Consider the following 11,964-nt stretch of genomic DNA (forward strand, 5'->3'; position numbering starts at 1 on the left):
TCGGCTCGCTAGGCGGAAGAGGCGGCCGGCAAGTGCAGGGACCAGCAGCGGTCCTGGCGTTCCAGCCGCCAGCCCGCCGCGGTGGCAAGAAGCTCGACCTCCTGGGGGTTGAAGGCCATCGGCTGCTCGGCGCCGCCGCCTTCGGGCAGCCGCGCGCGCCATACGCCGGGCTCCGACGCATCCAGTTCAAGATGCGCGTCGGCAGGCACCATCGGCAACAGGCACAGCAGCCACGCCAGCACCAGGTACCGGGTGCTGAAGACCGGCACGTCGGCATGGACGACCTGCTCGGGCCAGCGGATGCCGTGACGTGACAGCAGCAGATGCGAGAACATCAGCTTGCGGCATTCCTGCAGCAGATCGCCGCAGGGGGTCGTGGCGCCGGCGTCGCTCAGCCATCCCTCCAGCTCGCGCACCACGCCCACGCTTTCTTCGAGCATCTCGGCAAGATCGCCGGCAAGCCGTTCGCAGCGTTGCTGGACGGCTTCATTGCTGGCGCCTTCGGGCGCCTGCCGCAGCATGGCGGCGGCGAGCGAGGCGCTGGACAGCGGGCCCAGGACTTCGTGGCGCAGCACGGGAAAGATCTGGCAGAACACCTTGAGCTGCACGCCCTTCACGGCCAGCAGGCCAAGGGTGTCGGATTGCGTCATGAAAAAACCGTCAGTTGGCCTCGTGCAGAATGGCCAGCAGCGCGTCGGGATCCGCGGGCTTTTCGATCCATCCGGTGAAGATGTTGTTGATGGCGTCCTGCCGCTCGTGCCGCGCCAGGCCGCTCAGGGCGTAGATGCGGGGCGGGTTGGGACGCTCGCGCAGCCGCTTGGCCAGCTCGTAGCCGTCCATGTCGGGCAGCAGGATGTCCAGCAGCACGGCATCGGGCGCGAACGTGTCGACCAGCTCCAGGGCTTCGCCTCCGGTGGCGGCGCACCGCGTCTCCAGATTGAAAAGCGCCAGGAACTCGGCCAGCAGTTCCGATCCCATTTCGTTGTCGTCCACCAGCAGGACGCGCATGGCGCGCACTTCGTTCAAGTTGTGTCTCCCAGGTTCAAGCGTGTTTGGTGTCGGGCATGCCGCGCGGCAGCGTTACCGTGAAAATGATAAGCCCGTCGCGGCACTCGACCGCGATGTCGCCCCCGTGGTCGCGTACGACCTGCTCGGCGATGTACAGGCCAAGCCCCAGGCCGGAGCGGTTGCGCGACTGGCCCACCGATTCCGGCTTGAACGGCGAAAACAGGTGTGCGAGCACGTCATCGGGGATCGGCTCGCCGTAGTTCGTGACGCTTAGCGTGATGAGGTCGTCGGAAACCTCGGCCTTGACCAGGATGGGCTGGCGCGGCGCGCCATGCTGGCGCGCGTTGCTCATGAGGTTGGTCACGACCTGCGCGATGCGGTCGGTGTCGGCCATGAGGGTGAGGCCGGCGGGCAGGTCGGGTTCGATGCGCAGTCCCGGGTAGGCCTGGCGCTTTTCCTCGATCAGGCCGTTCACCAGGGCCGACAGATCGCACGGCCGCTTTTCGATTCCCAGGCCCAGCCCGCCTTGCAGGCGCGACAGGTCCAGCACCTGCGAAATCAGGCGCTGCATGCGGCCGCTGGAATAGCGGATGCGCTCGCCCATGCGCGCGCCCGTGTCCGTCCTGGACAGCAGGGTGGCGGCCATGGAAATGGACTGCAGAGGGTCCCGCAGGTCATGGCCCAGCATGGCCAAGAGGGCGGTGCGCGCGCGGTCCACGTCGGCGGCGCGGCTGGTCGAGATGTGGGAAAGCTCGTCGCGCAGGCCGTCCGCGGCCTCCAGCTCGGAAGGCAGCCAGGACGTGCTGACCCCGCGCACCACTTCGCGCCACGCCTCGAACGAGCCGCGCGGCGTCAGGCGCGGGCCCAGGCTGCCCACGGCGTATTGCTTCTCGGGTCGGCCGCCCCAGACCAGGGTTTCGATCTGTTCCTTGCGCAGCCAGATCAGCCAGCCGTTGTTCATGGGGTCGAACTTGCAGGCCAGCAGGCCCGAGTACGGCACCAGGTCGGTCTGCAGCTCGGGGAAATCGCGCGCGATGTTGGTGGTGTGGACCAGGCGCTGGCCGCTTTGATCCAGCGCGCACAGGATGCCGGCCAGTTCGCCGCGCGGCGCGATGCCGCCGAACACAGTCACGCTGTTGCCCCACAGACAGAGCGCGGCGTCGTTCGGCACGAGCGATGCCGGGGTCTGGTCGCCGCGCGAGAGGGCCTGGTGCACGTTTTCGGTCGACGACACGCGTTCGGCAAGGTAGCTGACCAGCGCGGCGCTCTTGCGGGACTGCTCCGCGCGCTCGTTGGCTTCGATGCCGGACACGGTGGCGGACACCACCTGGGCCATCGCTTCGCACGCCAGGCGGGCGGGATAGGGAACGGCCCGCGGCGAGTGGTGATGACAGGCGATCATGCCCCACAGTCGGCCCCCGATCACCAGCGACAGGCTCATCGACGCGCGCACGCCCATGTTCGCCATGTATTCGAGGTGGATGGGGGACACGCTGCGCAGGACGGAAAAGCTCATGTCCAGCGGGCGGGGATCGGGCGAGGGCGCGCTCAGGACGCGCACCGGTTGATAGGTGGCGTCGGCGATCAGGCGCAGGGTGTTGACCGTGTACAGGCGGCGCGCCTGCGCGGGAATATCGCCCGCGGGGTAGCGCCGGCCCACCCAGTCGTCCAGGTCGTCGCGGCGCTGTTCCGCCACGATCTCGCCGCTGTCGTCCGGATGGAAGCGATACGCCATCACGCGATCAAAGCCCGTGGCGCGCTGCACTTCGCGCACCATGCTGTCCAGCAGTCCCGGGATGTCGCGTTGGCGGCGTACCCGCTCGATGCTGCGGTAGATGCGCTCCGGCGCGGCAATGCCGACGCCGTCGCCCCGGCGTTCCAGCTCGACGATGGTCAGTCCGTCGCTGTTGCGGTGGCCGATCACGTCATAGGTCGCGCGGTCCTGCGTGATGGTCAGAGGATCGAAAATGGGGTCGGGGTTGCCCACCCAGGAAGACAGGCAGTGGGCCAGGCCCGGCGGCAACGTTTCGTGCGGGCAGGGTTGATCCAGCGTCAGGCAGGTGTCCAGGATGCGTGCGGCGTTTTCGCTGGCATAGCGCAGCGTGCCATCCGAGTCGAATGCGAGCAGCGCCCCCAACGGTTGGATGGCGCCCGGAATATGTATCGGTTCGCTGTCGCAGTTCGCGAGAGTGAATGGAGGGTAGGATGTGGTCGGCGCATTCATTCGTGCGAGGTACCGTAGACGCGCAGGGTTGCTGCCATTATGTCAAAGATATTGTGAGAATGTGTGCATTTGCTGCCCTTCAATATGTCAGGAGTTCGCATGGCCCGCCTGTCCTACGCTGATTTGACTCATCCTGAAGCACGGCCTCTGGTCGATCGCATCGTCGCGGAACGCGGCAGCGTGCTGCACCTGTATCAGATGCTGCTGCACAGTCCCGCCGTGGCCGGCGGCTGGCTGAACTACCTGACGTCCATCCGGCAGCTCAGCAGCCTGCCCGGGGATCTCCGGGAGCTGGTGATCATGCGCGTGGCGGCCATCAATGGCGCGCCCTACGAGGCCGACCAGCATGCGCCGATCGCCCTGAAGGAAGGCGTGTCTCAGGAAAAGCTCGATGCGCTGGACGCCTGGGAAGGTTCCGGGCTGTTCAGCGAACGCGAGCGGGCGGTCCTGGCCTACACCGACGCCATGACGCGCCAGGTGCAAGTGCCCGATGCGGTGTTTGAGGCCGCGCGGGCAGCCATGGGGTCGGAAAAACTGGTCGTCGAACTCACGGCGACGGTGGCGGCCTACAACATGGTATCGCGCTTTCTGGAAGCGCTGCAGGTGCACTCCCACGATAGCCGCTGACCAGGCGGCCCGGCGGGGCCCGGCGGCGCGGCGAGCGTCGCCGCGCCGGCCGGCTTCAGCCTCGTTGCGCCTCGATCAGCGCGTCCAGCTTGATGGCGTCGGCCACGAAGAGGCGGATGCCCTCGGAAAGCTTCTCGCTGGCCATCGCGTCATCGTTGAGCAGCGTGCGGAACGTCACTTCATCCGCGCCCAGGCGCGCAACGTCGCCCGCGGCGTCGCTGGCGCGAAGCTGCGCGGGGGCGTCGCCCTCGGTGGCGGCCAGTTTGTTCAGCAGTTCCGGACTGATCGTCAGCAGGTCGCAGCCCGACAACGCAAGGATCTGGCCGACATTGCGAAAGCTCGCGCCCATGATTTCGGTGGGAATGTCGAAGTGCTTGTAGTAGCGGTAGATCGCGGTGACGGATTGCACGCCGGGATCCCGCGCGCCGGCATTGTCGTCTTCCACCCAGGCCGCGCCGGCCGATTTCTTGTACCAGTCGTAGATCCGGCCGACGAACGGCGAGATGAGCTGCACGCGCGCATCCGCGCAGGCGACCGCCTGGGGCAGCGAGAACAGCAGCGTCAGGTTGCAGCGGATGCCTTCGGACTGCAGCGCCCGGGCGGCCTGGATGCCTTCCCAGGTGGAGGCAATCTTGATCAGCACCCGTTCGCGCGGGATGCCGGCGGCCTCGTACAGGGCAATCAGGCCGCGGGCGCGCTCGATGGTGGCGCGGGTGTCGAACGACAGGCGGGCGTCCACCTCGGTCGACACGCGGCCCGGCACGATGTCCAGGATCGCGCGGCCGAAGGCGACCAGCAGGCGGTCCATCAGTTCGGGGGTGGACGCGCCGCGGTGCTCGCGCGCGGTCTTTTCCAGAAGCGGACGATAGGCGTCCTGCTGGACGGCCTTAAGAATAAGGGACGGGTTGGTCGTGGCGTCCGTCGGACGCAAGGCCTTCATGGCTTCGAAGTCGCCGGTGTCGGCGACAACGGTGGTGTGGTCACGCAGGGCGTCAAGTTGGCTGGGCATGGACTGATACGACTCGCAACTGGCTAGGGTTGAAGGTGCTGCTAGCGTATCACCGACGCCGCCACGACGCTGTCGGCCGCAAGGGCGAGGCCGTCGCCACAAAGGGGCGCAACGGCGCGGCCGAAACCGCCAAAATCCCGGTTTTGGCCTTATTTGGCGCGGTTCCCCGGGAAAAACGGCCGGTCAAGGTATAATCCGAAGGTTTGATTATCGATTCTAAAACCGGGGTTTACTGTGCTGCCGCAACTTTTTCCCGAGGGGATCAACCGCTTCCCTCCTGCAATTCTGGCTCTGGCGGACGGTACCATTTTTCGAGGCGTGTCGATCGGTGCGCCTGGCCATACCGTTGCCGAAGTGGTGTTCAACACCGCGATGACCGGGTACCAGGAAATTCTCACCGATCCGAGCTACAGCGGTCAGATCGTTACGTTGACCTATCCGCACATCGGCAACACCGGCGTCAACGCCGAAGACGTGGAAGCGAACCGCGTCTATGCCGCCGGCCTGGTGGTCCGCGACTGTCCCGCCCGCGTGTCGAACTTCCGTTCCACGCAATCCTTGCCCGAGTACCTGTCCGAGCAGGGCATCGTTGCCATTTCCGGCATCGACACCCGCAAGCTCACGCGCATCCTGCGTGAAAAGGGCGCCCAGGGCGCGTGCATCTTCGTGGGTTCCGACGCCGAGCGCGCCGTTGAACTGGCCCGCGGCTTTCCCGGCATGACCGGCCAGGACCTGGCCAAGGTCGTGTCCATCAAGGAAAGCACCGGCTGGACCCAAGGCACCTGGCAACTCGGAGAAGGCTACACGTCGCCCGACCAGTCCAAGTTCCACGTGGTCGCCTACGACTATGGCGTCAAGAGCAACATCCTGCGCCTCCTGGCCGACCGCGGCTGCCGCATCACGCTGGTGCCGGCCCAGACCAGCGCCGAAGACGTCTTCAAGCTCAACCCCGATGGCGTGTTCCTGTCCAACGGCCCCGGCGACCCCGAGCCCTGCGACTACGCCATCGACGCCACGCGCGCGTTCCTGGACAAGAAGCTGCCGGTGTTCGGCATCTGCCTGGGCCACCAGATCATGGGCCTGGCGGTGGGCGGCAAGACCGTCAAGATGAAGACCGGCCATCACGGCGCCAACCACCCCGTGCAGGACCTGCAGTCCAAGCGCGTGTTCATCACCAGCCAGAACCACGGTTTCGCGGTCGACGCAGCCAGCCTGCCTGCCAATGCGCGCGTGACGCACGTCTCGCTGTTCGACGGCACGCTGCAAGGCTTCGAGCTCACCGACCGCCCGGCCTTCTGCTTCCAGGGCCACCCTGAAGCCAGCCCGGGTCCGCACGACATCCTGGAGCTGTTCGACAAGTTCATCAGCCTGATGTCCGGCCAAAAGTAAAGATTGCATCATGCCCAAGCGTACAGACCTAAAAAGCATTCTCATCATCGGCGCCGGCCCCATCATCATCGGGCAGGCCTGCGAATTCGACTACTCCGGCGCGCAGGCGTGCAAGGCGCTCAAGGCCGAGGGCTTCCGCACCATCCTGGTGAACAGCAACCCGGCCACGATCATGACGGACCCGGAAACGGCCGACGTCACCTACATCGAGCCCATCACCTGGCAAGCCGTCGAAAAGATCATCGAGCGTGAAAAGCCCGATGCGCTCTTGCCCACCATGGGCGGCCAGACCGCGCTGAACTGCGCGCTGGACCTGGCCCACCACGGCGTGCTGAAAAAGCACAACGTGGAACTCATCGGCGCCAACGAGCACGCCATCGAAAAGGCCGAAGACCGCCAGAAGTTCAAGCAGGCCATGACCGACATCGGCCTGGAATCGGCCAAGTCGGGCGTTGCCCACAGCATGGACGAAGCCTGGGAAGTCCAGCGCCGCATCGCGGCTGAAGTCGGCACGTCCGGCTTCCCCGCCGTGATCCGCCCCAGCTTCACGATGGGCGGTTCGGGCGGCGGCATCGCCTACAACGCCGAAGAATTCGAAACCATCTGCCGCCGCGGCCTGGAAGCCTCGCCCACCAGCGAACTCCTGATCGAAGAGTCGCTCCTGGGCTGGAAGGAATTCGAGATGGAAGTGGTCCGCGACAAGGCGGACAACTGCATCATCGTCTGCTCCATCGAAAACCTGGACCCGATGGGCGTGCACACGGGCGACTCCATCACCGTGGCGCCGGCGCAAACGCTGACCGACAAGGAATACCAGATCATGCGTAACGCATCGATCGCGGTGTTGCGCGAGATCGGCGTGGATACGGGCGGCTCGAACGTGCAGTTCGCCGTCAATCCCAAGAACGGCCGCATGATCGTCATCGAGATGAACCCGCGCGTGTCGCGTTCGTCGGCGCTGGCATCCAAGGCCACCGGCTTTCCCATCGCCAAGGTCGCCGCGCGCCTGGCCGTGGGCTACACGCTGGACGAGCTCAAGAACGAAATCACCGGCGGCGCCACGCCCGCCTCGTTCGAACCCTCGATCGACTACGTCGTCACCAAGGTGCCGCGTTTCGCGTTCGAAAAATTCCCCACCGCCGACGCGCGCCTGACCACCCAGATGAAGTCCGTGGGTGAAGTCATGGCCATCGGCCGCACCTTCCAGGAATCGTTCCAGAAGGCCCTGCGCGGCCTGGAAGTCGGCGTCGACGGCCTGAACCAGAAGACCACCGACCGCGAAAAGCTGCAGGTCGAGCTGGGCGAACCCGGTCCGGAACGCATCTGGTACGTGGGCGACGCCTTCGCACAAGGCTTCACGCTGGACGAAGTGCACAACATCACGCACATCGACCCGTGGTTCCTGTCGCAGATCAAGGAAATCGTCGACATCGAACTGGCGCTCGAGCAAAAGACGCTGGCCGACCTGGACTACGCCACGCTGTTTGAACTGAAGCGCCGCGGTTTCTCCGACCGCCGCCTGGCTTTCCTGCTGGATTCCTCGGAATCCGAAGTGCGCAAGCTGCGTCACCAGTTGAACGTGCGTCCGGTTTACAAGCGCGTGGACACCTGCGCCGCCGAATTCGCCACCCGCACCGCCTACATGTACTCCACGTACGAAGAAGAGTGCGAAGCCGCCCCCACCGATCGCAAGAAGATCGTGGTGCTGGGCGGCGGCCCGAACCGGATTGGCCAGGGCATCGAATTCGACTACTGCTGCGTGCATGCCGCGCTGGCGCTGCGTGACGACGGGTACGAGACCATCATGGTCAACTGCAACCCGGAAACCGTCTCCACCGACTACGACACGTCCGACCGTCTCTACTTCGAGCCGCTGACGCTCGAAGACGTGCTGGAAATCGTCCACAAGGAAAACCCGGTCGGCATGATCGTCCAGTACGGCGGCCAGACCCCGCTGAAGCTGGCGCGCGCCCTGGAAGCCAACGGCGTGCCCATCATCGGCACCAGCCCGGAATCCATCGACGTCGCCGAAGACCGCGAGCGCTTCCAGAAGCTGCTCAACAAGCTCGGCCTGCGCCAGCCGCCCAACCGCACCGCGCGCACCGAAGGCGAGGCCCTGGCCCACGCCGCCGAGATCGGCTATCCGCTGGTCGTGCGTCCCAGCTACGTGCTGGGCGGCCGCGCCATGGAAATCGTCCACGAGCAGCAAGACCTCGAACGCTACATGCGCGAGGCCGTGAAGGTCAGCAATGACTCGCCCGTGCTGCTGGACCGCTTCCTGAACAACGCTACCGAAGTCGACGTGGACTGCCTGTCCGACGGCGAAACCGTCTTCATCGGCGGCGTCATGGAACACATCGAGCAGGCCGGCGTGCACTCGGGCGACTCGGCGTGCAGCCTGCCGCCGTACTCGCTGTCGGCGGATGTCATCGCCGAGATCAAGCGCCAGACCACCATGATGGCCAAGGCCCTGAACGTCAGCGGCCTGATGAACGTGCAGTTCGCCATCCAGGGCGGCGACGTCTACGTGCTGGAAGTGAACCCGCGCGCCTCGCGCACGGTGCCCTACGTGTCCAAGGCCACCGGCCTGCAACTGGCCAAGATCGCCGCGCGCGCCATGGCCGGCCAGACCCTGGCCGCGCAAGGCATCACGAAGGAAGTCGTGCCGCCTTACTTCTCGGTCAAAGAAGCCGTGTTCCCGTTCGTGAAGTTCCCGGGCGTGGACACCATCCTCGGCCCGGAAATGAAGTCGACCGGCGAAGTGATGGGCGTGGGCATGAGCTTCGGCGAAGCCTTCGTCAAGTCGCAGCTGGCCGCCAGCGTGCGCCTGCCGGAATCTGGCACGGTGTTCATCAGCGTGAAGAACCAGGACAAGCCCCGCGCCGTCGAAGTGGCGCGCGGCCTGCACACCCTGGGCTTCAAGCTGGTCGCCACGCGCGGCACGGCCGCTGAGATCGAAGCCGCCGGCATCCCGGTGCAGGTGGTCAACAAGGTCAACGAAGGCCGTCCGCACATCGTCGACATGGTCAAGAACGGCGAGATCTCGCTGGTCATCAACACCGTCGAAGAGCGCCGCAACGCCATCGCCGACTCGCGCACCATCCGCACCCAGGCGCTGGCCGCCCGCGTGACCTTCTTCACCACCATCGCCGGCGCCCGCGCCGCGGTCGAAGGCATGCAATACCTGCGCCAGGGCCTCGGCCTGCAGGTCTACCCGCTGCAAGAGCTTCACGCTTCCCTGCACGGCTAAGCCGCAAGTCGACGTTAGGGCACGCGAGAGCGTGCCCTAATTCTTTGCAACGCCACAACCGCTTCGGGCAATCATGGACAGAGTCTTCATCACCGGGGCCAGCAGCGGCCTGGGACGCGCCCTGGCGCAGCAGTACGCGGCCTCGGGCGCGACGCTGGGCCTGTTGGGCCGGCGCGAGGACGCGCTGCGCGAACTGGCGGCAAGCCTGCCCGGCGCGCACCGCTGCTATGCCGTGGACGTGCGCGACCGCCAGGCGCTGCATGCCGCTGCGCAGGACTTCATCGGATTCTGTCAGGGCAGGGTGGATGTGGTCATCGCCAGCGCGGGCATCAGCGCGGGCACGCTCACGGACCATGGCGAGGACTTCGACGTCTTCAAGGCCATCGTGGACACCAACCTGTTGGCCACCGTGTCCACCTTCGAACCCTTCATCGCGCCGATGCGCGCGGCGGGCGCGGGCCGGCTCGTCGGCATCGCCAGCGTGGCGGGCGTGCGCGGGCTGCCCGGCGCGGGCGCCTACAGCGCCTCCAAGTCCGCCGTGGTGACCTATTGCGAAAGCCTGCGGCTGGAACTGGCCGCGCAAGGCATCCGTGTCGTGACGATCGCGCCCGGCTACATCAAGACGGCCATGACGGCCCACAACCCGTATTCAATGCCCTTCCTGATGGAAGCGGACGCCTTCGCCCAGCGCGCGCGGGCGGCGATCGACCGGGGCACGAGCTACACGGTGATTCCATGGCAGATGGGCGTGGTCGCCAAGCTGATGCGCCTGCTGCCCGACGCCGTCTACGACCGGCTGGCGCGCAACGCGCCGCGCAAGCCGCGCAAGACGGGGTAGATCCGCCGGTGTCAGACACCGGGACCGCGGTCAGTACCTCAAGGCACCACGTCGTCGCCCACTTCAGCGGCAATGTGCGTCACGTCGCCCCAGTCCAGCACTTCCCACTTGCGGCCTTCAACGCCGACCCGGTTGATGCTGACATTGAGCAGCGCCGCGTCGCGCGGCGCGTTCAGCGGCACGCCCGATGCGTGGCGCCAGATGATGTCGAGCACGCCGCCGTGGGTGAACAACAGGATCCGCTCGCCTTCGTGGCGGCTGGCGATATCGTCGACCGTGGAAATCACGCGCGACTGGAACTGGCCCAGCGCCTCGCCGCCGTCCAGCGGCCGCAGCGGATCACGGCTCTTCCAGGCCGCGGCGGCCTCGGGCGCCAGGATGTCGATGCGCTCGTGGTCCAGGCCTTCCAGCACGCCGAAACCGCGTTCGCGGATGCCGGGTTCCACCCGCACGCGCAGGCCCAATTGCTCGGACACGGGCACGGCGGTCGCATGCGCGCGTTGCAGGTCGCTGCTGTAGATGGCATGGATGGGCGTATGCCGGGCCTCTTCGCGCAGGCGCGCGGCCAGCAGGCTGGCCTGGTTGACGCCGAATTCGTTCAGGGGGATGTCTTGCCAGCCTTGCAGGCGCCGCTGGCGATTCCAGTCGGTTTCGCCGTGGCGGATGAACCAGATTTCAGTCATTGCAATACTTGTTGCGGAGATTGAGCCTCATGCCTGGGCGGACGCGATGGGCGCACGCGGCTTCCAGATGGCTTGAATGATCGAGCTTAACGCGACCAGCGCGGGCTCGCTAGCGCGTTCGTAGGGCAGCATGAAGCCCAGCACGGCGTCGACCCGCGCCTGGCCCCACACGATGAAGTCGCTGGAGGCCGCGCCCGCCAGCGCGGTTTCCTCGCGCAGCAGCGCGCAACCGGCGCCCGCCCGCACCAACGCGTCCAGGTTGGCCTGGTCGTCGTTCTGCATCACCACGCGCGGCGACAGGCCATGGCGTTCGAACATGTCGCGCAGCAACAGGTGGGTGTGGCTGCCGGAAGGTCCGTCCAGCCATGGCAACTGCGCCACCTCCCGCCAGCCGCCGCGCTTGAGCACGGCGGCATGTTCAGCGGGCATCGCGATGCGGTAGCGCACGCTGCGCAGCGGCTGCCACAGCACGCCGCGCGGCGCGTTGGCCGCGATGGTCAGGGCGGCCGGCAGCCGCCCGGTGCTGACCTGTTCGGCCAGCGCCGCGGCGGGCTGCGTCTGGGTCTTCAATTCCACCAGCGGCAGGCGCTGCGTGACTGCGGAAGCCAATTCCCCCAATCGCAGGAAATCGGGCTTTTCACTGGGAACGCCCAGTTCCACGACGCCATGCAGATTGCCTTGCAACTGCCGGGCCTCGGACTTGAATTGCGCGCCCAGGACCAGCAACGATTCGGCCGTGGGCAGGAGCACTTCGCCCGCCTTGGCCAGCGCCAGCCGGCCGCCGTTGCGGTCGAACAGCGCCACGCCCAGGCTCTGCTCCAGCGCCTTGATCTGCGCGGTCACCGCGGGCTGTGTCAGCGACAGCGCTTCGGCCGCCTTCGTCAGGTTGCCCAGCCGGGCGACCGTGACGAACGCGCGGATCTGATAGATTTCCAT

General features: G+C 66.5%; 10 protein-coding genes. 4 read left to right on the plus strand and 6 right to left on the minus strand.

Annotation, left to right across the window (positions count from 1 at the left end; translation table 11 throughout):
* Positions 1-8 precede the first annotated feature (8 nt).
* From BMW75_RS09425 to BMW75_RS09435, 3 genes are read right to left on the minus strand one after another with little or no spacing between them, the layout of a single operon-like run.
* Positions 9-650 (minus strand): hypothetical protein, encoded by a 642-nt coding sequence (locus tag BMW75_RS09425; RefSeq protein ID WP_076515876.1) that lies wholly within the window; start codon positions 648-650, stop codon positions 9-11.
* Between the two features lie 10 nt (positions 651-660).
* Complete coding sequence (locus BMW75_RS09430; RefSeq protein ID WP_254791985.1) at positions 661-1,017, minus strand: response regulator; 357 nt, start codon at positions 1,015-1,017, stop codon at positions 661-663.
* Between the two features lie 25 nt (positions 1,018-1,042).
* Positions 1,043-3,232, minus strand: coding sequence for an ATP-binding protein (locus BMW75_RS09435; RefSeq protein WP_092578835.1), 2,190 nt, complete (start codon positions 3,230-3,232; stop codon positions 1,043-1,045).
* 99 nt (positions 3,233-3,331) lie between these two features.
* On the opposite strand from BMW75_RS09435, the gene BMW75_RS09440 reads away from it, so the two are divergent.
* Positions 3,332-3,859: a carboxymuconolactone decarboxylase family protein gene (locus tag BMW75_RS09440; protein ID WP_076515869.1), complete on the plus strand. Its 528-nt coding sequence runs from the start codon at positions 3,332-3,334 to the stop codon at positions 3,857-3,859.
* 55 nt (positions 3,860-3,914) lie between these two features.
* Here the strand turns inward: BMW75_RS09440 and tal are convergent, their stop codons facing one another.
* Entirely contained in the window at positions 3,915-4,868 is a 954-nt protein-coding gene (gene tal, locus BMW75_RS09445) for a transaldolase (RefSeq protein ID WP_092578837.1), read from the minus strand.
* Positions 4,869-5,102: 234 nt separating this feature from the next.
* On the opposite strand from tal, the gene carA reads away from it, so the two are divergent.
* From carA to BMW75_RS09460, 3 genes are all read left to right on the plus strand, one after another.
* A complete protein-coding gene (gene carA, locus BMW75_RS09450) occupies positions 5,103-6,257 on the plus strand; it encodes a glutamine-hydrolyzing carbamoyl-phosphate synthase small subunit (RefSeq protein ID WP_076515865.1) in 1,155 nt (384 codons plus the stop codon).
* 10 nt (positions 6,258-6,267) lie between these two features.
* Positions 6,268-9,507, plus strand: coding sequence for a carbamoyl-phosphate synthase large subunit (gene carB / locus BMW75_RS09455; protein ID WP_076515863.1), 3,240 nt, complete (start codon positions 6,268-6,270; stop codon positions 9,505-9,507).
* 73 nt (positions 9,508-9,580) lie between these two features.
* Positions 9,581-10,345, plus strand: a complete 765-nt coding sequence (locus BMW75_RS09460; RefSeq protein WP_092578839.1) for an SDR family oxidoreductase — start codon at positions 9,581-9,583, stop codon at positions 10,343-10,345.
* 38 nt (positions 10,346-10,383) lie between these two features.
* Here the strand turns inward: BMW75_RS09460 and BMW75_RS09465 are convergent, their stop codons facing one another.
* Both BMW75_RS09465 and BMW75_RS09470 read right to left on the minus strand, forming a co-directional pair.
* Complete coding sequence (locus tag BMW75_RS09465) at positions 10,384-11,028, minus strand: histidine phosphatase family protein (RefSeq protein WP_092578841.1); 645 nt, start codon at positions 11,026-11,028, stop codon at positions 10,384-10,386.
* A gap of 27 nt (positions 11,029-11,055) precedes the next feature.
* The gene (locus BMW75_RS09470) at positions 11,056-11,964 is read right to left on the minus strand and encodes a LysR family transcriptional regulator (protein WP_092578843.1); all 909 of its coding nucleotides are present in this window, start codon (positions 11,962-11,964) and stop codon (positions 11,056-11,058) included.

Origin of the sequence: Achromobacter sp. NFACC18-2 (assembly GCF_900108985.1) — a bacterium.
Classification (GTDB): domain Bacteria; phylum Pseudomonadota; class Gammaproteobacteria; order Burkholderiales; family Burkholderiaceae_B; genus Achromobacter.

Bases quoted from the DNA above. Each gene is read 5' to 3' on its own strand.
- BMW75_RS09465 (WP_092578841.1), bottom strand. From the start codon at position 11,028: ATGACTGAAATCTGGTTCATCCGCCACGGCGAAACCGACTGGAATCGC.
- BMW75_RS09425 (WP_076515876.1), bottom strand. From the start codon at position 650: ATGACGCAATCCGACACCCTTGGCCTGCTGGCCGTGAAGGGCGTGCAG.
- BMW75_RS09440 (WP_076515869.1), top strand. From the start codon at position 3,332: ATGGCCCGCCTGTCCTACGCTGATTTGACTCATCCTGAAGCACGGCCT.
- carB (WP_076515863.1), top strand. From the start codon at position 6,268: ATGCCCAAGCGTACAGACCTAAAAAGCATTCTCATCATCGGCGCCGGC.
- BMW75_RS09435 (WP_092578835.1), bottom strand. From the start codon at position 3,232: ATGAATGCGCCGACCACATCCTACCCTCCATTCACTCTCGCGAACTGC.
- BMW75_RS09460 (WP_092578839.1), top strand. From the start codon at position 9,581: ATGGACAGAGTCTTCATCACCGGGGCCAGCAGCGGCCTGGGACGCGCC.
- BMW75_RS09470 (WP_092578843.1), bottom strand. From the start codon at position 11,964: ATGGAAATCTATCAGATCCGCGCGTTCGTCACGGTCGCCCGGCTGGGC.
- tal (WP_092578837.1), bottom strand. From the start codon at position 4,868: ATGCCCAGCCAACTTGACGCCCTGCGTGACCACACCACCGTTGTCGCC.